Annotated in this window: 16 protein-coding genes; all 16 read right to left on the bottom strand. The window is 73.0% G+C overall.

Going from position 1 to position 20,742, the window contains the following annotated elements; genetic code table 11:
* Positions 1 to 67: 67 nt before the first annotated feature.
* Positions 68 to 1,186, bottom strand: coding sequence for a hypothetical protein (locus tag LNK82_RS02355; RefSeq protein ID WP_230565223.1), 1,119 nt, complete (start codon positions 1,184 to 1,186; stop codon positions 68 to 70).
* A 52-nt stretch (positions 1,187 to 1,238) separates the two neighbouring features.
* Entirely contained in the window at positions 1,239 to 2,570 is a 1,332-nt protein-coding gene (locus LNK82_RS02350) for a S8 family serine peptidase (RefSeq protein WP_230565222.1), read from the bottom strand.
* Between the two features lie 631 nt (positions 2,571 to 3,201).
* Positions 3,202 to 6,258, bottom strand: a complete 3,057-nt coding sequence (locus LNK82_RS02345; protein ID WP_230565221.1) for a beta-L-arabinofuranosidase domain-containing protein — start codon at positions 6,256 to 6,258, stop codon at positions 3,202 to 3,204.
* A 54-nt stretch (positions 6,259 to 6,312) separates the two neighbouring features.
* Positions 6,313 to 7,683, bottom strand: a complete 1,371-nt coding sequence (locus LNK82_RS02340) for an aminopeptidase P family protein (RefSeq protein ID WP_230565220.1) — start codon at positions 7,681 to 7,683, stop codon at positions 6,313 to 6,315.
* Positions 7,680 to 8,969: an alpha/beta fold hydrolase gene (locus tag LNK82_RS02335; protein WP_230565219.1), complete on the bottom strand. Its 1,290-nt coding sequence runs from the start codon at positions 8,967 to 8,969 to the stop codon at positions 7,680 to 7,682. The genes LNK82_RS02340 and LNK82_RS02335 overlap by 4 nt, the downstream gene beginning before the upstream one ends.
* A gap of 73 nt (positions 8,970 to 9,042) precedes the next feature.
* A complete protein-coding gene (locus LNK82_RS46545; RefSeq protein WP_268995665.1) occupies positions 9,043 to 9,936 on the bottom strand; it encodes an ATP-binding cassette domain-containing protein in 894 nt (297 codons plus the stop codon).
* The gene (locus tag LNK82_RS02315) at positions 9,933 to 10,766 is read right to left on the bottom strand and encodes an ABC transporter ATP-binding protein (protein WP_230565218.1); all 834 of its coding nucleotides are present in this window, start codon (positions 10,764 to 10,766) and stop codon (positions 9,933 to 9,935) included. The genes LNK82_RS46545 and LNK82_RS02315 overlap by 4 nt, the downstream gene beginning before the upstream one ends.
* Complete coding sequence (locus tag LNK82_RS47550) at positions 10,763 to 11,761, bottom strand: ABC transporter permease (protein ID WP_230565217.1); 999 nt, start codon at positions 11,759 to 11,761, stop codon at positions 10,763 to 10,765. The genes LNK82_RS02315 and LNK82_RS47550 overlap by 4 nt, the downstream gene beginning before the upstream one ends.
* Positions 11,758 to 12,714 carry an ABC transporter permease gene (locus tag LNK82_RS02305; protein WP_230565216.1) on the bottom strand — a complete coding sequence of 319 codons (957 nt, stop codon included), beginning with the start codon at positions 12,712 to 12,714 and terminating at the stop codon, positions 11,758 to 11,760. The genes LNK82_RS47550 and LNK82_RS02305 overlap by 4 nt, the downstream gene beginning before the upstream one ends.
* 2 nt (positions 12,715 to 12,716) lie before the next feature.
* A complete protein-coding gene (locus LNK82_RS02300; RefSeq protein ID WP_230565215.1) occupies positions 12,717 to 14,408 on the bottom strand; it encodes an ABC transporter substrate-binding protein in 1,692 nt (563 codons plus the stop codon).
* Positions 14,409 to 15,098: 690 nt separating this feature from the next.
* A complete protein-coding gene (locus tag LNK82_RS02295; RefSeq protein WP_230565214.1) occupies positions 15,099 to 15,767 on the bottom strand; it encodes a GntR family transcriptional regulator in 669 nt (222 codons plus the stop codon).
* Between the two features lie 148 nt (positions 15,768 to 15,915).
* A complete protein-coding gene (locus tag LNK82_RS02290; RefSeq protein WP_230565213.1) occupies positions 15,916 to 16,917 on the bottom strand; it encodes a proline racemase family protein in 1,002 nt (333 codons plus the stop codon).
* 1 nt (position 16,918) lies between these two features.
* Positions 16,919 to 17,851, bottom strand: a complete 933-nt coding sequence (locus LNK82_RS02285) for a dihydrodipicolinate synthase family protein (protein ID WP_230565212.1) — start codon at positions 17,849 to 17,851, stop codon at positions 16,919 to 16,921.
* A complete protein-coding gene (locus tag LNK82_RS02280; RefSeq protein WP_230565211.1) occupies positions 17,848 to 19,254 on the bottom strand; it encodes an NAD(P)/FAD-dependent oxidoreductase in 1,407 nt (468 codons plus the stop codon). The genes LNK82_RS02285 and LNK82_RS02280 overlap by 4 nt, the downstream gene beginning before the upstream one ends.
* Positions 19,247 to 19,504, bottom strand: coding sequence for a (2Fe-2S)-binding protein (locus LNK82_RS02275; protein WP_230565210.1), 258 nt, complete (start codon positions 19,502 to 19,504; stop codon positions 19,247 to 19,249). Before LNK82_RS02275 ends, LNK82_RS02280 begins: the two co-directional genes overlap by 8 nt.
* Complete coding sequence (locus LNK82_RS02270) at positions 19,504 to 20,697, bottom strand: NAD(P)/FAD-dependent oxidoreductase (protein ID WP_230565209.1); 1,194 nt, start codon at positions 20,695 to 20,697, stop codon at positions 19,504 to 19,506. Before LNK82_RS02270 ends, LNK82_RS02275 begins: the two co-directional genes overlap by 1 nt.
* Positions 20,698 to 20,742: the final 45 nt, after the last annotated feature.

Below are 20,742 nucleotides of genomic sequence, written 5' to 3'. Positions count from 1 at the left end.
TGGAGGTGGCCACCCGCCGACGCCTTCCGCCGCGCGGCGGAAGGCGTCGTCGTGCCCGGTCCGCGGTCTACGACGGGAGCCGGGCCGCCCGTGGCGCCGCGCCGCAGGTGGGGCGGTACACCACCCGGTTGGCGCAGCTCGCCAGGTTCCAGTTCGTCGCGAGGAACGACCCGGCCGGCGGGGTCGGGTGGAAGTAGTCGTTGACGTTGCAGTCCCAGTAGTAGTCCAGGTTGCCGTTCGGGGACGGGCACACGTTGGAGCGGTAGTTGCCCGAGCGCGGACCGCCGTCCTTGTAGCACATGACGTCGGCGTCGTCGTTGCAGTGACCGGCGCCCGAGCTGTTGGGCGTGTTCGGCAGCACGGCGCCCATCGAGTGCCCCTGCTCGTGCAGCATGTACGTGAAGGGGCACCGCCCGTAGACCACCGCGATGCCGGGCGCGTTGTTGACGCCGTTCTCCACGCCGGGCCGCGTGTCGCCGCTGCCGTAGGCGACGCCGCCGCCGCACCCACCGTCCCCCCAGTACACGACGTTGTCCTGACCGGTGATCCGCTGGCCCTGGCGCGCGACCTCCTGGTCGATGGCGCCGATGTCGCTGTTGTTGTGGCCGCTGCGCATGACCCGGACGGCGGGCCGGCCCGCGGAGTCGCACGCGACGCGCAACGACAGGTCCCCGCCGTACTGCGCGGCGCGGTTGGACACCATGGCGTTGGACTCGGTGAAGTGCTGCCTCATCAACGGCACCATCGTCGACGACGCGTCGGGCGCACCGGCGGGGATCATGTACACGAGCTGGATGCGGTACGAGTCCGTGGCGCAGTGGTGCGAACGCGCGGCCAGGGGCGTGATCGCCGACGAGGTCACCGTGTCCCGCACACCCTTGTGCTCGGCGAGCGGGGCGTCGAAGTGGGTCACGTGGTCGCCGTGGGGCGTGCGCACCTTGAACTCGCCGTTGCCCATCGCGCACACGCGGTCGCCCAGCCCGGCCTTGGGTGTGAACTCATCGGCGTGGTGACAGCGGTCCGCCGCCTGCCTCCCGTGCGAGTGCGGAGCCGCGTCCTCGGCGTGGTCTTCGAGGGTGTGGTCGGCGGCGACGGGAACCGGAGGGCTCGCGGCAGCCGCGCCGGGCAACGACAGGACGGACGCGGCCATCACGCCGGAGGCGATCACCGCGAGGAGCTTCTTCATGGACACTCGGACCTCCAAGGTCGGGCAGGGTCGAGCCGGGTGGCGACGGCGGTCAGTGCGAGGCGGGTCGGCTGCCGGCGGTCGGCAGGGCGGCGATCGCGGCACGCAGATTGGGCAGCGGGCCGATGTTCCCGGTCCCGGGGTTCACCTGCGGGGTTCCGGTGGACTTCAGGACGGCGCGCACCTGGCCGGGGGTGAGGGTGGTGCCCCGCTGCTTGGCGATGCTGGACAGGGAGGCCGCGGCGGCCGCCACGATGGGACCGGCGCTGGACGTCCCGCCGAACGTCGCCGTGTAGTAGGCGTTGGCGCCGCCGCTGTTGTGGAGGCCCCCGTACCCGGTGCTCACCACGCAGTTGCCCCAGCCCTGCACGTCGATGCGGCTGCCGTAGGTGGAGAAGTTCAGCCGGGTGCGGGCGGTGCCGCACCCCGGAGCGGAGCCGGCGCCTTCGATGATGGCGCCGGAGTCGGGCTTGCCGCGCGGGAACCTGCTGCCGAAGCACGGGTTGTCCAGGTTCATCGAGCCGTTGCCCGCCGTCTCGACCACGGTGATGCCCGAGGACGTGGTCGCGACGATCGCGTCGTAGATCGCGGGGACCCACTCGGGGGCGACGTACCCCGTGCAGCCGGCCGGGCCCGACGTCTGCTGCTCGATGAGCAGCACGTCACCGGGCCGAAGGGCGCGGGCCAGCACGATGACGGAGTTCGCGACGTCCCACCCGCGCTCGGCGTTGGCGGCGTTGGTGACGTAGATCGGCGAGTCTGGGACCAACCCGGTCACTCCGCCCGCGTTGACGTCGCCGACGAGGATGCCCGCCACGGCGGTGCCGTGGTTGTTGTCGTCGAACGGGTCCTTCGCGGTGCCGTTGCGGACGAACGCGCCGGGGGCGCGCAGCTTCGACAGGTCCTCGTGGGCGAAGTTCCAGGCGTACTCGATGTCGGCCACGCGCACGTTCGCGCCGGTGCCGCCGGGGATCGTGCGCGCGTAGTCGGCGTCGATGCCGCCGCTCGCCGCGGCGGAGCGGTAGCCCTGGCGAGGGGTGAAGTCCGGCGCGATCGGCGGTGACACGGCGAGCGGTTCGGCGTAGGCGATCTCGACCTCGCGCAGGGCGTTGAGCGCGTCGATCACCGCGGCCGGGTCGGCGCCCGGCCGCAGGTCCAGGCGGTACCACAGGTTCAGGTCGGCTTGCCGGCGGCCCGAGCGTGCCACGGCCTGGTCGGTGAACGTCCGCAACGTCTCCTCGGACGCCGTGAACAGCCGCCGCACCGCCGAGACGGAGCCGGACCCGAGTACGCTCCGGACCGCCGAGAGGTCCGTGCCCGCGGCCGACGTCAGCACGTCGCCACGCAGCCGGACCTGGCTCCCCTCCGCGAACTTCACGTGCACGTGCGCACGGGAGTCGTTCGCCGTGAGGACGGTCGAGACCGGCTTCTCCGTTGCCGCATAACGGTCATCGGAGGTCGGCGAGCCCGGCTCAGCGGCTTGGGCGGGTGTGGTGGACGCGAAGGAGAGCGCCGCCAGGAGACAAAGGACAGTGGTACGAGTCCGGCGTCGGGAACCGGTCGTGCGCAGGTTTGTCAACACGGAGACCTCTTGGTGGAAGCGCAGGGATGAGGCGTGGCGTGAGTGCGACGGCGCGCGGCACCACCGGGCGTGCCCGATCGCGGGTCGCCCGGTGCCCAGCGGTGTTCAGTGCTCAGGCCCGCTGTCAGTGCAGGTAGCTGCCGTACGGGCCGTTGAGGATGGCGCTCTTCCGGCTCTGGTCGAAGTGCGTGTTCGGGTAGATGACCACCCTGGTGAAACGCCTCATCGAATCCTCACATCCTCACGCGAGAGCTGTTCGGTGGGTCCGGAGGCGGCGGAGAAGCATCGTCCACAGAGGACGCATCGACTCGACCACCGGCCCGGCGACCGGCGGCGGGTGCGCTACTCAGCACTGTGGCAGCCGAAAATCCTTTCGGCAATGCTTCCGACCGGCGCCCGTGGTCTTCCGGCGGCACGACCGAAGCACGGCGAACTACAACTCCCGCTCGGCTGATGCCGCCTTGGCGACGACCGCGTTCCGCTCGGCCGTGGTGAACGCGCCGGCGGTGACGAAGGCGTTGGCGAGAGCGGTGACGGCGGCGACGAACCGCCCGTGGGTGGCGAAGGGGGCCTGGTCCCAGAGCAGGTCCAGGAAGGTCGGGCCGTCGTCGCCGGGCGAGGTGACGCCGTCGACGGGGACGTCGTAGCGCGGGAGGCCGTCGTCGCGCTTGCGGTTGGGCACGCCGGTGTCGAGGGAGCCGAAGACGACCGTCGGTTCGACCCGGCGGAAGTACGAGGACGCCGCCTGGGTGTCACTGATGTAGTAGGGCCGGAGCGTGAAGCCGCCCGCGGTGAACGTGAGGTCACCGGCAGGCGTGCGCGGGCCGGCGGTGATCGCGGCGCGGTCGTAGTCCCCGTCCCGCTTGAGGTGCCGGTACAGCGACAGCTCGGGGAACGCCCCGCCGTCCGGGTCACCCATGATCTGCAGCAGCAGCGGGCCCCAGAAGACGGCCTGGGTGTCGGGGCGGTCGATGGCCCGTTCGATCCGGACGCTGAACGGCATCCGGATCTCCACCACGTCGCCGCGGTTCCAGTCGCGGCTCAGTGTCACGTGAGTGCCGGGCCGCGCGTCCAGCTCCTGCGGCAGACCGTTGACGGTCACGTGGAACCCGCGTTGCGCCCACGCGGGGACCCGCAGCTTGAGGTCCAGGCTGCCGTTGCCGTCGACGGTGAGCTTCGTGTGGTCCTGGCGAGGGAAGGAGGTCTGCTGCGTGACGGTGAAGCCCTTCTCGGGCCACGTGAGCGTGGCGGGCGCGTAGAGGTTGACCCACAGCGTGCTGTCGTCGGCGGACCGGAGGAAGACCGTCTCCTGGTACTTCGTGTGGTTCTCCAGGCCGGTGCCGCCGCAGCACGTCCCCGTGTTGCCGTAACCGCGCACGGCGCCCGGTCCGACCGGTTGGAAGTAGGTCACCTGCGGGTCGTGGGTGGCGTCGGTGTCGGCCCGCGACCCGGTGATCATGTTGAGCAGGCCGCGCTCGTAGTAGTCCAGGTACGCCGGGTCGTGCTCGTGCAGGAACAGGTTGCGGGCCAGCTTGAGCAGGTTGTAGGTGGTGCAGGTCTCCGCGCCGCTGGTGGCGACGGCGTTGGCGACGTTGCCGCGGTTCTGGAACAGCTCGAGGTTGTTGTTCGAGCCGGGGTAGTTGCCGCCCACGCCGCCGTGGGCGAACATGCGGTGCGGGACGAGCATGCCGAAGAAGTTCTTCGCCGCGGTGAAGTACTCCTCGCCGCCGCCACGCTCGTAGACGCTGAGGTAGCCGACGAACTGCGGCACGTGGGTGTTGGCGTGCAACCGCTCGGGACGACGGCGGCCGGGGCGGTTCCGCGGGGTGACGACGAGGATGTCCCGGTCCTCCACGCAGGCGCCGAACAGCGACTCGCGGTTGTCGAAGCACTTGGCGGTCGCCAGGTGCTTCGCGTCGCCGGTGAGGTGGCCGATCTCGGGGAAGACCTCGTTCGCGCCGCCGAACTCGCCGCCGATGTAGAGGTCCCACATGTGGTCGAGGTCGTCGCGGGTCAGCGGGCCCGCGTAGTCGGGGTGGTTCTTGTCGCCGACGGTGAGCGCGAGGTGGGCCCAGTCCGCCATCTTCGTCACCACGTCGAGCGCCTGGGCGTTGTCGGTGTGGTAGTACGCGTCGAGCAGGCCGCGCATGATCTTGTGCTGGGTGTACCAGGGCGCCCACGTGTTCGTGCCGGCGTTGCCGCCGTAGACCGCCCAGCGCGGCGGACCCAGCCGCAGCACCGCGTCCTCCGGGATCGCCCCGAGGTAGCCGGGGAACGTCGGGACCCAGTCCGCCGGCCCGTCCGACGAGGCCACCACGACACCGGCGTCGCGGTCGTTCGGCGAGGCGTCCTCCAGCCTCGTGCCGTCGGTCTCGTCGAACCGGTACCAGGCGATGCTCCCGCCACCGGTGGTGCCGGCCGGTGAGTCCAGCAGCGACCGCACCTCGGCCCCGGTCAGCGCCCGGTCGAAGACGTGGAACTCGTCGATCGCCGCGTCCAGGTACGGGTCGCCGTACTGGGACCGGCCGATCCACCGGTTCCCGGGGTTGCCCAGGTGCGACGGGTTCAGCGTCATGGCATTGTTGGCGCCCACGGGTCGGCCGTCGACGTAAAGGGTGCCGGTCGAGCCCGCCAACGTCACCGCGACGTGCACCCACCGGCCGGTGGGCAGGGCCGAGGCGCCGTCGATCCGCTGCTCCCGGCCCGAGCCGCCGGTGGTGATCGCGAACCGCGGCGCGTTGCCCGCCACACCGGCCCGCGGGGTCAGGAACATGGTGACCGTCGTGCTCTGGCCGAAGTCGAACAGCCTGCTCCAACTACCCGTGGAGGCGAGGTTGACCCACGTGGCGATGCTGAAGTCGGTGAGCTGGTTGACCGCCTCCTGCGGCAACGTGCAGTACTGCGCCGCGCTCGGCCCGTTGAGCCTCAGCGCGCTGCCGAACCGCCCGGCCACCCGGCCGACCGACGGCACGGGCCGGTCCCCGCCGCCGGGCTCGGAGTCCAGGCGAGCGGTGATCGCCGACTGGCACGCCGCCAGCTCGGCCACCACCCAGTCCGACTTGGACTTGTAGACCTGCTCCCCGCCGTCGGCGTAGGCCTGGGCGAGCGCGGTCAGGTAGTGCCCCGCCCAGTGGCCGCTGAGCAGCCCTCCGTCCTCCCAACCGCCCGGCACCGCGACACCGGGCGGGTTCGGCCTGCCCGCCTGGTCGTTGAACAGCACGAGGAACCGCCGCTCGTCGTACGCACGCAGGAACGCCTTGACGCGGTCCCGCTTCTCCTGCAGCAGACCCGCACCCAACCGCACGTCACGCAGCGGGAACGGCCGCACCGGCGCCGTCCCGCCCGGACCGGCCTGCGGCGACCCGCCCGGCACGGCGGCGACAGCCGAGTGGGGGCCGAACAGCCCCGCGCCGGCGACGGTGGCGGTGCCGAGGGCGGAGGTCCGGAGGAACAGGCGTCGAGTGAACTGACCCTGGTGAGCTTCGGCCACTGGGGATGGTCCCTTCCCGAGGAGTTCTTCTTGTCCGGCAGGACGAGGGGTCGGTCAGGCGGGTCGCCGGGCGGCCCACTCCTCGATGCCCGCCGCGTCGATCGGCAGCGCGCCCGACAGGACCTCGTTGCCGGAGGCGGTGACCAGGAGGTCGTCCTCCAGGCGCACGCCGATGCCGCGCAGCTCCGGCGGGGCCGTCTCGTCGTGGGCGTGGAAGTACAGGCCCGGCTCGACCGTGAGCACCATGCCCGGCCGCAGCGGCGCGCCCTGGTACCGCTCGTAGCCCGACGAGCCGCAGTCGTGCACGTCCAGGCCGAGGTGGTGGCCGATGCCGCACACCAGGTAGCGGCGGTGCTGCTGGCCCTCCGGGGCGAGCGCCTCGTCGACCGACACCGGCAGCAGGCCCCAGTCGTGCAGGCCCCGGGCGAGGACCTCCATCGCGGCGAAGTGGAAGTCGCTGAAGGTGTTGCCGGGGCGCACCCGGTCCATGCCCGCTCGGTGCGCGGCCTCGACCAGGTCGTGCACGGACCGCTGGGCCGGGGTGAACGCGCCGCCGACCGGGATGGTGCGGGTGACGTCGGCGGTGTAGAGCGAGCGGGCCTCCACGCCCATGTCCAGCAACAACGCCTCGCCGGGCAGGACGGGGCCGTCGCAGCGCACCCAGTGCAGGATCGGGGCGTGCTCGCCCGAGCCGACGATCGTGCTGTACCCGGGGCCGTTGCCGAAGGTGCGGGCGTGCCGGTCGAAGGTGCCCTGCAACCACCGCTCGCCCCAGCCCCGCGACACCGCACGGGGGACCTCGTCGGCGACGGTGGCGAAACCGGCGACGGTCTGGTCGACGGCCTCGCGCAGCTGCCCGACCTCCCACTCGTCCTTGACCATCCGCAGGTCGGAGAGCACGGTGCGCAGGCGCTCCGGGTCGTCGGCCTCCCGACCGTCGTAGTCGGCCACCGGCCGCACGGGCAGGTCCAGCGCGGTCGACCAGGCGGCGAGCCCGGCGGACGGGCCGACCCACAGCTCGCCGCGCGCGGCGCCGGCGTGGAAGTCCCGCTCCGCGGGACCGGCGGGCGGGGGCAGGTAGAGCACCGGGTCGTGGCCGCCGGGGCGCGGGGTCATCACCAGCACGCCGCCCTCGACCTGGCAGGAGGTGGCCCACACGAAGTCGCTGTCGGCGCGGAACGCGTAGTCCGCGTCACCGTTGCGGCGCGGGGCGTGGCCGGCGGCCAGGACGACGGTGCGCTGCGGCAGGGCGGCGCTGAGCCGGGCGCGGTGCTCGGCGGCGGCACGTGCGGCGGCGACGTCGACCGGGGCTCGGACCTCGCGGTCGGCCCAGCCCTGCCCGATGCGGGCCAGGAAGCCCGGGCTGTCCTCGGCCAGGCGAGGTGGTCTGGTCCCGGTGTGCGGTGGGACGGTCGCCCCGGTCATCGCCTCTCCCCTCCGCGGTCGCGGACCATCTCCCGCAACCTGCGCAGCACGCGGCCGTCGCCGATGCCGTCGTGCTCGTACTCGTTGGTCACCCACGCCCGCGCGTTGCCGAGCCTGCCGAGGGTGTCGTGCTGCAGTCCCGCGTCGACGAACAGGTCGTCGTGGTAGACGACGGCGGCGAACGGCACGTCGTTGGCCGCCAGCCGCTCCGGGTCGTAGAGCCGGCTCCACACCTCGACGCCCGCCGGCTCCTCCACCACGGGCGCGAACGGCCGCAGGGCCCGGATCTCCCGGAACATCCAGGGGAAGGTCATCTCGGCGGTGAGCAGCAGCGGCCGGCGGTCCTCGGCGAACCGCGGCCGTCGGTCCCGCTCGCGCTGCGCGGACCAGCGGAACGGGCCGTTCGCGCCGTCACCGTAGATCGACTCCTGGAGCACCCAGAACAGCGGGTTGCCCGCGTAGGACGTCTTGACCGCCACCGTCTCCAGGAACTGGTCGGTGAACCGGCCGTCGCGGCGCAGCGCCTCGGACACCAACCAGTGCAGCCGCTGGTGCCCGGTGGTGAAGCCGAGGTCGCCCCCGAGTAGCTGGAAACGGCGAACGGACAGCGGCGAGCCGTCCGGCAGCTCCACGCCGCCCTCGGCGAGCCGGTCGGCGATCGCGGTGACGGCGTCGACGTCCTGCGGGTAGCGGCGGTAGAAGTCGGCGGTCTTGGCCTCGGCCCGGGTGAAGGTGCGCCGGTAGACCTCGTCGGGGTCGGGCGGGGTGCCGGGCACACCGCCGCACACGTAGCACGCGGCGAGCGCGTGCGGTGCGTGCGAGAGGTAGGCCAGCGTGATCCAGCCGCCGAAGCTCTGCCCGAGCGTGGCCCACGTCTTCCCGCCGTAGCAGCGGGTGCGGACGTGCTCCAGGTCGCGCACGATCGAGTCGGCGCGGAACCGCAACAGGTGCTCGGCCGCGGCGCGCGCGTCCGGGACACCCGCGACGACCGTGCCGTCGACGGGGCTGCTGCGGCCGGTGCCGCGCTGGTCGACCAGCACCACGCGGTAGTGCCGGAGCGCCTCGGCCAGCCAGCCGTCGAGCACGGCGGGACGCGGGTTGGCCCCGCCGGGACCGCCCTGGAGGTAGGTCAGCAGCGGCAGCTCGTCGTGCCTGCGGTCGGGATCGGCGAACTCCCGCACGAACAGCTCGACGGTCTCGTCGCCGGGGGCCGACCAGTCCAGGGGCGCCTCGACGGTGAACTCGCGCACCCACGCGCCGGGCACGGCGTACTCGACGGGGTTCACCCGCACACCCCGCCGGCGCTCGGCGTGGCAAGAGCCCGGAGCACGCTGTCGGACGATCCGCTCGCCGGCTCGCTCATGCGGTGATCCCGTCGTCGGTCCGGTCGCGCGCGACGGCGTCGGCCGGGTCGTGCCGCTTGGCGGCGTTGCGCAGCCGTGCCCGCTCCCAGTCGGGGCGGATGCGCGGCACGGCGGCCAGCAGGGCGCGCGTGTACTCGTGCCGCGGGTCGTCGAAGACCGCGTCCCGCTCCCCCGCCTCCACGACCCGGCCTCCCGTCATCACCGCGACGCTCGTGGCGATCTGCCGGACCACCGCCAGGTCGTGGGCGATGAACAGGCACCCGAAGCCCTCCTCGCGCTGGAGGTCGCGCAGCAGGCCGATGATCTGCGCCTGCACCGAGACGTCCAGCGCGGACACGGCCTCGTCGCACACCAGCACGCGGGGGTTCACGGCGAGCGCGCGGGCGATGCCGATGCGCTGCGCCTGCCCGCCGGAGAACTGCGCGGGGTAGCGGCCGACGTGGTCGGGTGCCAGCCCGACGCGCTCCAGGAGCCCTTGGGCGAACGCCTTGGCCCCGCCGGGGATCGGCCGCTTCTGGTAGCGCAGCGGGGCCGTGACGATCCGCTCCACGGTGTGCCGGGGGTTGAGCGAGGAGAACGGGTCCTGGAACACCACCTGGACCTGGCGGCGCACCTCCAGCAGCTCCTGGCCGGTCGCGGTGGTGATGTCGCGGCCGGCCAGGTGCACCGTGCCGGAGGTGACGTCGACCAGCCGGGTGGCCAGCCGCGCGGTGGTGGACTTGCCGGAGCCGGACTCGCCGACCAGCGCCAGCGTCCGGCCCGCGTGCAGGTCGAAGGACACGTCGTCGACCGCGCGGAACCTGCGCGCGGGCCGCAGCAGGCCCGCGGTGCCCGCGACCGGGAACTCCTTGACCAGGTTGCGGGCGCTCAGCAGCGGTTCCGGGCTCATGACCCTCCTCCTGCCGCGCCCTGGCCCGACGTGGCCTGAGCCGTCGTCGGCGGGGCGTCGATGCGCGGCACGGCGTCCAGCAATGCCTGCGTGTACGGGTGTTGCGGGTCGGAGAAGACCTGCTCGGCCGTTCCCGCCTCGACCACCTTGCCCCCGCGCATGACGACCAGGTCGTCGGCGACCTCGCTGACCACCGCGAGGTCGTGCGTGACCAGGACGAGCGCGGCACCGGTCTCCCGGCGGACCTCGGTCAGCAGGTCGAGGATCTGCGCCTGCACGGTGACGTCCAGCGCGGTGGTCGGTTCGTCCGCGATGATCAGCTCCGGTTCGGCGCCGAGCGCCATCGCGATCATGACGCGCTGGCGCATGCCCCCGGAGAACTGGTGGGGGTAGTCGTCCACGCGCCTGCCCGCCTCGCGGATGTGCACCCGTTCCATCGCCTCGACGGCGGCGGCGCGGGCCGCGCGGCGGGAGACGCCGGGACGGTGCGCGCGGTAGGCCTCGGCGATCTGCGCGCCCACCGTGTAGTAGGGGTTCAGCGAGGACAGCGGATCCTGGAACACCATCGCGATCCGGTCGCCCCGCACCGCCCGCATGCGCCGCTCGGACAGCGCCGTGAGCTCCTGGCCGCCGAACGAGATCGAGCCGGACCGGCTCGCCTCCGGCGGCAGCAGGCCCATGATCGCCAGGCTCGCCATCGACTTGCCCGAGCCGGACTCGCCGACGATGCCGAGCGCACCGCCGGTCGGCACGGAGAAGTCGATCGCGTCGACCGCCGGGCCGCCGTTGAACGACACGGTCAGCCCGCGGACCGCCAGCAGCTCGCTCATGCCGCGGCCCCCACCCGGACCCTGGGGTCGATCACCGGGTACAGCAGGTCGACCACCACGTTGCCGACCACGACGAAGAACGCGGCCAGCAGCGTGACGGCCATGATGACCGGCTGGTCGTTCTTGGTGATGGAGTCCGCCGCGAGCTTGCCGACGCCGTTGATCCCGAACACGGTCTCGGTGATCAGGGCGCCGCCGAGCAGTCCCGCGAAGTCCATGCCCGCGATGGTGACCACCGGGGTCAGCGCCGGGCGCAGCGCGTGCCGCCGCCAGACCAGCGCGGGCGGCAGGCCCTTGGCCCGCGCGGTGCGCACGTAGTCCTCGCGGAGCGTGTCGAGGACGTTCGCGCGGGTGAGCCTGGTGTAGGACGAGGCGTAGCCGATCGCCAGGACCGTCCAGGGCAGCACGAAGTTGAGGAACCACTGGACGGGGTCGTCGGCGAACGGCACCGCCTGCGGGAACGGCAGCCACCGCAACCAGATCACGAAGACGTACTGCAACGCGAGCGCGAGCACGTAGTTCGGGATCGACATCCCGCCCAGGGTGAGCGCGGTGATGAACCGGTCCGCGAACCGGCCCTCCCGCACGGCGCTGACCAGACCGCCGGCCACGCCCATGAGCAGCCACAGGACGGCCGCGCCGATCGCGACGACGGCGGTGACCGGCAGCCGCTGCACGATCATGTCGGTGACGAGCTGCGAGGTCTGGAACGAGTAGCCGAGGCACGGCGCGTGGCACTCGACCAGGGACGGGCCGCTGCCGTAGGTCCGGCCGGCGACCAGCCCGCCGAGGAAGGCCGCGAACCGGGTGAGGAACGGCGCGTCCAGCCCCAGGTTGGCCCGGATCTGGTCGATGCGCTCGGGCGTGCAGTTCTTGCCGCAGATCTGCACCGCCGGGTCGGGCGATAGCGCGAAGAACACCAGGTAGGTGAACAGGCACACCAGGAACAGCACCACGATCATGCCGAACAGGCGGTTCACGACGTGGCGGGTCACCGGTTGCCCCCGGGGTCGAGCGCCGCCCGCACGCGGTCGCCCAGGACCATGAAGGACAGCACCAGCAGGGCCAGGAACGTGCCGGGCACGAGGAAGTACGTGGGCACGACCGAGTACCAGCCCACCGAGCTGGAGATCATCTGCCCCCAGGAGGGCGTGGGCGGCACGACGCCCACCCCCAGGAACGACAGGCCCGCCTCCGTGCCGATGTAACCGGGCACCGCCAACGTCACCATGACCAGCAGGGTCGAGCGCAGGTTCGGCAGGATCTCGGCGAACACGATGGTGGCGCGCGAGGCGCCGGAGGCTCGGGCGGCCTCGACGAACTCGCGCTCCTTGAGCGACAGGGTCTGCGCTCGCACGATCCGCGCCAGGTAGGGCCAGCCGAACAGGGCGATCACGGCGACCAGCAGGTACTGGCGGTCGTCGGCGGGCAGCGCGGACAGCACCGCGATCATGAAGATGAGGGCGGGGAACGCCATCAGGAACTCCATGAGCCGCGAGACCACCATGTCGACGCGACCGCCGAAGTAGCCGGCGAGCAGGCCGAGCAGCACGCCCAGCGCGGTGGTGAGGGTGGTGGCGGCGAGTGCGATGAGCATGGACGTGCGCGCGCCGTAGACGATCCGGGCGAAGATGTCCCGGCCGGTGCCGGGCTCGACGCCGAGCCAGTGCGACGAGGAGATGCCGCCCCACGAGCCGAGCGGCACGCCGCCGAGGTCGGGGTCGATGGCGGTCTGGTCGAACGTGTAAGGGTCCCAGCCGCCGACCTTCACGATCAGCGGCGCGAACACGGCCATCAGCAGCACGAGGGCGATGTAGGCGAGGCAGGCCACCGCCGAGGGTTGGCGCAGGAGCGTTCGGGTGACGCTCCAGCGCGCGTCCGGCGTGGTTCCGACGGTGTCCTGCTCGGCCGCCGCCTGCGCTTGGAGGGCGGGAGGCGTGATGGTCATCCTCAGCTCTTCCCCGCGTCCTTCAGGCCGAGGATGCTGTAGTCGATGTCGCCGCCGGGCGCGTGGAAGCCGGTGATGTTGGTGCCCGGCAGGAAGATGCGGTTCTCGACGTTCAGCGGCACGATCGGGGCCAGCTCCATGATCTTCCTGTCCAGCTCGCCCCACGCGGTGTCGGCCTTGGCCAGGTCGGTCTCGGCGATGCCCGCGTCGATGGCGGCGTTGACGGCGGGGTCGTCGAGCTGGGCGAGGTTCTGGTTGCCCTTCTGGGCGATCTTGCGCCCGTCGAACAGCGGTGGCAGGAAGGTCGAGGCGCTGGAGGCCCAGTCGGGGCACCAGCCCGTGATGGCCGCGTCGTGCTGGACCGCCGGGGTGGCGATGGTCTCGTAGTAGGTCGACACGTCGATCACGTTCAGCCCGACCTCGATGCCCACCCGTCCCAGGGACTGCTGGACGGCCTCGGCCTGGCGCTGGGCGACGGCGTTCGAGCGCACGTCCAGGGTCAGGGCGAAGCCGTCCGCGTGGCCGGCCTCGGCCAGCAACCGCTTGGCCTTGTCGACGTCGCCCGCGTGGTCCTTGCTCGGGTACAGGTCGTACTCGGTGTGCCCGGAGACCGACGTCGGCAGGATGGTGGTGGAGATCGTGGCGAACTGGTTGCCGCCGGTGGCGTTGAGCACCGCGCTCTTGTCCACGGCGTAGTTGATCGCCTGGCGCACCCGCACGTCGCCCAGCGGGCCCTTGGTGGTGTTCAAGCCGATGTAGGTGAGGCAGGTCGAGGGCACCTTGACGGTGCGCTGCTTGAGCTGCGGTGTCTGGATCCGGGCGATGGTCGCGGTCTGCACCTGGCCCGCGACGGCGTTGACGTCGGCGCCCTGGCCGGCGATGAGGCGCTCGTCGATGGTCGCGCCGTCGACGCCGATGGTGAAGTTCCAGGCGTCCGGATAGGCCTTGCGGACGCTGTCGGTGGCCGCGTCCCAGTTCGGGTTGCGGGTCAGCTCGATGCGGCTGCCGGGCGTGAACGACTTCACGTCGTACGGGCCCGAGGCGACGACGTCGTTGATGAACGCGTCACCGCCGCCGGAGCCGACCGGGAACGGGGTGCCGCTCGGCATGGACAGCACCGCGTCGAACTCCGGGAACGGCGCCTTGAGGTGGAAGACGATCGTCCGCTCGTCGGGCGTCTCGATCGTGTCGAGCTCGCCGGAGCGGTAGGGGCCCTGGTAGTCGGCGGGCGCGTCGACGAGCTGCTTGAGGTAGGGCGCGCCGATGCCGATCTCGGGGTCCCAGCCGCGCGTGATGCCGAACTTGACGTCCCGTGCGGTGATCGGCGCGCCGGTGTCGAACTTGATGCCGTCCTTGAGCTTGTAGGTCCACGTCAGGCCGTCCGCCGACGGGGTGCCGAGGCTCTCGGCGAGGTCGGGGATCATCGCGTTGGGGTTCTCGGCGTCGCCGGCCGCCTTGGTGACCAGCTGGCGGTAGACCAAGCGGTAGAAGGCGTTGACGCCGCCGTCGAAACCCCGCGCCGGGTCGAGGTAGGAGAAATCGCTCGTCTGCAGGACGTCGACCGTCCCGCCCTTGGCGGGCGTGCCGCCCGTGCCACCGCCGGTGGTGGCGGCCTGGTCCGTTCCCGAGCACGCCGACAGGGCGAGCGCGCCGGCCGTGAACCCGGCGATCGCCAGGGTGGTGGTTCTCCTCACGGGGTCCTACCTTCCGTCGGGTGCGGTCCGGCGGGCCGTCGCCAGGGGTGGCGGACGGCCTGGTGGAGGCGGCGACTGAGAGAGGCGTCGAGGTCAGGCGCACCCGGGGGAGCGTCGGCGCGCGGTGGGCCGTGGAAGCACAGCGTCGGTCGGTCACGCGGGAGAGGAAGCAGTGACCGGGATCACCGACAGGACCGACAGTAGTATGTCACACCTCGCACCTGAAGACGCCGGCGCGATATTTTTCCGGCCGGGGTGATCCGCCCGGGACGCAGTCACGCGGGGTCGGCCCGCAACGGCCCGATGAAGCCCTTCGAACGGGGACTGCACGACGAGCCCGCCGTGCGCCGGCCAGGTTCAGTGGGCGGACCTGGGCTCGGCGGACCTGGGCTCGGCGGACCTGGGCTCGGCGGACCTGGGCTCGGCGGACCTGGGCTCGGCGGACCTGGGCTCGGCGGACCTGGGCTCGGCGGGCAGGTTCGGCGGGGAACCCGGGCGGACCCGGCTGGCGGACCCCGTGCGGGACCCGGTGGGCGGACCCGGCGCACCCGGTGGGCGCGGCTTGGCGGGCGGGACTTGGTGCGGGGCTTGGTGGGTGGCGCTGGGTGGGCGCGGCTCGGCCGGCGAGGCCTGGTCGGCAGGCGCGGCTTGGCAGGGGCGGTTCGGCCGACCCTGCGGGCGGACTTGGTCTCAGTCCTCGGAGTTGCCGCTCCACCAGCCGAGGACGTGGCCGATGTGGTCCGTCAGCAGGGCTTCCGCGCCCCGCCCGTCCCTGGCCTCCAACAGGTCCACCAGGCTGTGGTGCTCGGCCGCGGACCTGGCCAGTTCGGTCGTGCCGACCATGCCGGCCAGCCCGACCATCCGGGTCTGCTGGCGCAGGTCCTTCACGATCGCGATGAGCCTGCGGTTGCCGTGCAGCTCCAGCAGCCGCAGGTGGAAGTCCAGGTCGGCGGCCAGGTATGCGGCCAGGTCCGCCGCCGCGGCGGCGTCCACGATGGCCTGGGCCTTGACCCGCAGCTCGGCCACCGTCGAGGGCTGCATCGTCCTGGCGATCTCGCGCATCGGCGGCCCCTCCAACTGCTGGCGCAGCCGCACGATCTCCCAGAGGTCCTGCTCGCTGACGTCGGTGATGCGGAAGCCCTTGTTGCGCACCACGTCGACGAACCCGCGCTTCTGCAGGTTGAGCATCGCCTCCCGCACGGGTGTCGCGGACACGCCGAAGCGGGCGGCCAGCGTCGGCGCCGTGACCAGGGTGCCCGGCGCCAGCTCGCCCGAGACGATGGCGGCGGCGACCGCGTCCTCCACCGTGCCGCGCAGGCTCGCGCCCACGGCCAACGGGTTGATGGTCGACGGACTCACCTCTGCGGCCTCCCGCTGTCGTGGGGCACGGCCCCGCACTGCAATGTCACACAGCGCTGACCTTACCGGTATGGAGTTGCCGAGTATCCCACCTCCGTGCCCGCGTGTTCGCGAGTCGGTCCTGAGTGCCCGGTCCGGCGGACACCCCTCAGAACTCGAAACCCGCCGGGTACGGGTCGGTCGGGTCGAGCAGGTACTGGCCGACCCCGGTGATCCAGGCGCGCCCGGTGACGGTCGGCAGCACCGCGAGCCGCCCGCCGACGGTCGTCTCCCCCACCAGGCGGCCGGTGAACCGGCTGCCGATGAAGGACTCGTTGACGAAGTCCTGCCCCAGTGGCAGCTCGCCGCGCGCGTGCAGCTCGGCCATCCGCGCGGACGTGCCCGTGCCGCACGGCGAGCGGTCGAACCAACCGGGGTGGATCGCCATCGCGTGCCGCGAGAACCGCGCGTCCGAGCCGGGCGCGATGAACTCCACGTGGTGGCAGTGGTCGACGCCCTCGATCTCCGGGTGCTCCGGCGGCGCGGAGGTGTTGACCGCGTCCATGATCGCCAGCCCGGCCGCGAGGATCTCGCCCTTGCGGGCGCGGTCGAACGGCAGCCCGACCTGGTCGAGGTCGACCATCGCGTAGAAGTTGCCGCCGAACGCCAGGCTGTAGCGGATCGCGCCCCACCCCGGCACGTCCACCACCTCGTCGAGCCGGTCGCAGTACGACGGGACGTTGCGCAGGGTCACGCCGTCGGCGTGCCCGTCGCGGACGGCCACCTCGGCCACCACCAGCCCCGCCGGGGTGTCCAGCCGGATCGTGGTCACCGGCTCGGTCACCTCGACCATGCCGGTCTCGACCAGGACCGTGGCGACCCCGATGGTGCCGTGCCCGCACATGGGCAGGCAGCCGGACACCTCGATGTAGAGCACCCCGAAGTCCGCGTCGGGACGCGTGGGCGGTTGCAGGATCGCGCCGCTCATCGCCGAGTGGCCGCGCGGCTCGTTGACCAGCAGCCGTCGCACGTGGTCGAGGTGCTCGACGAAGTGCAGCCGCCGTTCGTTCATCGTGGCGCCGGGCACGACCCCCACGCCGCCGGTCACCACGCGGGTCGGCATGCCCTCGGTGTGCGAGTCGACCGCGGCGAACATCCGGGAGGCGCGCACCTCAGGCCACCCCCGCCACGCGCAACCCCTCGATGCCGGCGACCGCCCGGTGCACGTCCGCGCGCACCCTCGCGGCGTGCTCGGCGGTGAGGGGTCCGCGCGGTGGGCGACACGGTCCGCCGTAGCGGCCGACCTCGTCCATGCCGAGCTTGATGGCCTGCACGAACTCGGTGCGCGAGTCCCAGCGGAACAGCGCGACCACGTGCTTGTACAGCTCCCTGGCCTCGGTGAGGCGACCCGCGAGCAGGTGCTCGTAGAGGGCGACCGATTCAGTGGGCAGGGCGTTGGGGAAGCCCGCGAACCAGCCGACCGCGCCGTCGGCCATCAGCTCGAAGAGCACGTCGTCGGCGCCCACGACCACGTCGATGTCGCACAGCTCGGCGATCTCGAAGAGCCTGCGCACGTCGCCGCTGAACTCCTTGATGGCGGACACGTTGGGCAGCTCGGCGAGCTCGGCGACCAAGTCGGGCACGAGGTCGACCCTGGTGTCGATCGGGTTGTTGTAGACCATGATCGGCAGGCCGACCTCGTCGATCCTGGTGTAGTGCTCGACCACCTGCTCGCGGCCGGCCCGGTACATGGTGGGCGGCAGGGCGAGCACGCCGTGCGCGCCGTCCTCGGCGGCCAGCTCCGCCCAGTGCCTGGCCTGGTGCCAGCCGGGGCCGTGCACGCCCGCCACGACGACGCCCCGGTCGCCGACCACCTCGACCGCGACCCGGACGACCTGGCGGCGCTCGGCGTCGGTCAGCGCGGAGTACTCGCCGAGCGAGCCGTTGGGGCCGACGCCGTGGCACCCGTTGGCCATCAGCCAGTCGCAGTGCTCGGCGTAGCGGTCGTAGTCGACCGCCAGACCGGCGGGCGCGGAGGGGTCCTCCTTGAACGGCAGGGCGGTGGCGACGATGACCCCGCGCAGGGAAGCCGGTCCGGAACTCATGGGACGTCCTCTCGGTTGCTGGTGCGGCCGTGGTCGGCGAGCTCACCGAGGCGCAGCGGCACGGCGACGGGGCGGTGGGCGGTGCGGCCGGGGTCGAGCACGCCGGTGAGCAGGTCCTCGACCGCCGGGCCGCAGGTGCGGCCCTGGCACAGGCCGAGGCCCGCGCGGGTGGTGAGCTTGAGCGAGCGCAGTCCCCTGGAGCCGGTCGTCTCGGCCGCCCGGCGCAGGGCTCCGGCGGTGACGTCCTCGCAGCGGCAGACCACGGTGGCGTCGTCCACCCAGGACCGCCAGCCCGGCCGGACGGCGTGGGCGGCGTCGATCCGGGTGGCGAACCCGCGGAGGACCGTGCGGCGGCGCAGGGCGGCGGGCGCGGGCTCTCCCCCGGCGGCGACGGCACCGGCGACCAGGCCCTCGGCGAGCGCGAGGTCGGCACCGCCGATGCCGGTCAGCTCACCCGCGGTGAGGACGCCGGGCACGGACGTGCGCTGCCGGTCGTCGACCTCGACGGCGCCGCCCCCGCCGAGCGCGCAGCCGGCCGCGATGGCGAGTTCGGCGCGCGGGACGAAGCCGTGGCTGACGCAGACGGCGTCGACCTCGACGCGTCGCCCGGTGCCGGGGACCGGCGACCAGTCGGGGGTCAGCCGCGCGACGGTGACGGACTCGACCCGGTCGGCGCCGTGGGCGGCGACGACGCCCGCGCCCAGCCGGCAGGGGACGCGGTGGGCGGCGAGGACCCGCAGGTAGCCCGCCAGCTCGACGGCCTTGCCGCCGGTGGCCGTCAGTCGCCACGGCTTGGCGCCCCAGCCCTTCGCGAGCCGCGCGGGGCCGGATGCCTCGACCACGCCGACGACCTGCGCGCCCACGCGGATCAGGCCGGCCACGGCGGGCAGCAGGAACGGGCCGGAGCCCGCGACGAGGACCCGACGGCCGACCGCCACCCGCTCGCCCTTGGCCAACGCCTGCGCGGCGCCCGCGGTGTAGACACCGGGCAGGTCCCAGCCGGGGAACGGCAGGGTGCGCTCGTGCGCGCCGGTGGCGAGGACGAGCGCGCCCGGGTCGAAGGTGCGCGCCGCGCGGCTCTGCCCGTCGGCCTCGCCGACGAGGGCGTGCACGAGCGGGGGCCTGCCGTCGCGGCGGTCGACGGACCACACGTGGGCGTTCGTGACGACCTCGCAGCCGGGGTCGCGCAGCAGGGCGGCGCGCAGGTCGAGGAAGCGGCGCCAGCCGTGGTGCCACTCCCCCTCGTCGGGGTCGGAGCGCCGGGCGGGCAGGTGCCGCCAGTACTGGCCGCCGACGTCGTCGCCCGCTTCGATGAGGACGACCCGCTGCGCGCCGGTGCGGCGGGCGGCGAGCGCGGTGGCCATCCCCGCGGGTCCGCCCCCGACCACGACGACGTCAGGCACGGTCGTCCTCCTGCACCTCGACCCGGTCGCCATCAGCGGCACGGCGCTGACAAGCCCGCACGTCGCGCAGGCCGTTGACAGTGACCACACAGTCGAAGCACGTGCCGATGCCGCAGAACACGCCACGCGGACGGCCCGCGCGGGTGCGGCGCCAGGACGTGCGGCCGGTGGCGAGCAGGAGCGCGGCGATGCTCTGCCCCGCCACGCCCTCGACCAGGGCGCCGTCGACCTCGATGCGGATCCGCGTCATCAGGCGACCCTTCCGAGGTGTGGGAGCAGGGTCGGGCGGTCCAGGCGGAACTCGGCGGCCAGCGGGTCGTCGCCGTGCCCGCCGCGCAGGACCTGGTCGCGGAGGAGCTCGGCGGTGGCCAGGCTCAGGCCGATGCCCGCACCCTCGTGGCCGGTGGCGTGCCACAGGCCGGGCAGCCGGTGGTCGGGGCCGATCACGGGCAGGTGGTCGGGCACGAACGGGCGGAAGCCGCCGTAGGCGCGCATGACCTGGACGTCGGCCAGGAACGGGAACAGCAGCAGCGCCTTGGCGGCGAGCGCGGAGAGCACCCGGGACTCGATCCGCTCGTCGAACCCGCGCCGCTCGCGGGAGGAGCCGATGAGGACGGTGCCCGCCGCGGTCGACTCGACCACGCCGGAGACCTGGAGGTCGGCCGCGCCGGAGCCGACCGCGCCCACGTAGTCGGCGTCGTAGACCTTGTGCCACACGCGTTGGGGCATCCGAGAGGTGACCAGCACCGTGCCACGTCGGGGCGCGACCGGCAGCACGACCCCGAGCCGCTCGGCGACCGCGCCGGACCAGGGACCGGCGGCGAGCACGACCGCGTCGGCGGTCAGCACGCCGTCCGCGGTGTCGACCCCGACGAGCCTGCCCCGGTCGAGCACCGGCCCGGTGACCTCGATGCCCTGGAGCACCCGGGCGCCTTGGCGGCGGGCGGCGGCGAGCAGCGCTTCGGTGGCGACGACGGGCTGCACCTGCATGTCCTCGGGGTAGAGCACCGCGGCGGTGCGGTTCGGGGTGAGGTCGGGTTCGAGGTCGCGGACGCGGTCGTCGCCGAGCTCCTCGGCCCGGACCCCGGCGGCGCGCTGGGCGTCGGCGAAATCCCGGAGCGCCACCGCGCCCGCCTCGGTGGTGGCGACGACGAGGCCGCCCTTGCGCTCCAGCTCCAGGCCGGGGAAGCCGGGTGGCAGCTCGTCGCGCAACTCGTCCTCGACGCCCAGCCAGGACGTGAGCGAGCGCTGCGCGAGCCGGAGCTCGGGACCGGGTTCCTTGTCGGAGACGAGGAGGTTCCCCTCGCCACTGGCGGACGTGCCGCCCGCGCCGGCACCGCGGTCGACGACGGTGACCGCGCAGTCCTCGCGGGCCAGTGCCCGGGCGATCGCCGCGCCGATGATGCCCGCACCCACCACGACTGCCCGAAGAGGAGTGGACACGCCAGTACCATGTCACATGGTGCGCGGAGTTGGGAAGGGTCACAG

Source organism: Saccharothrix luteola, assembly GCF_020859565.1.
Lineage (GTDB): Bacteria > Actinomycetota > Actinomycetes > Mycobacteriales > Pseudonocardiaceae > Actinosynnema > Actinosynnema luteola.
The sequence above is the reverse complement of the archived record's forward strand: the minus strand, read 5'-3'. Positions and strand labels throughout refer to the sequence as shown.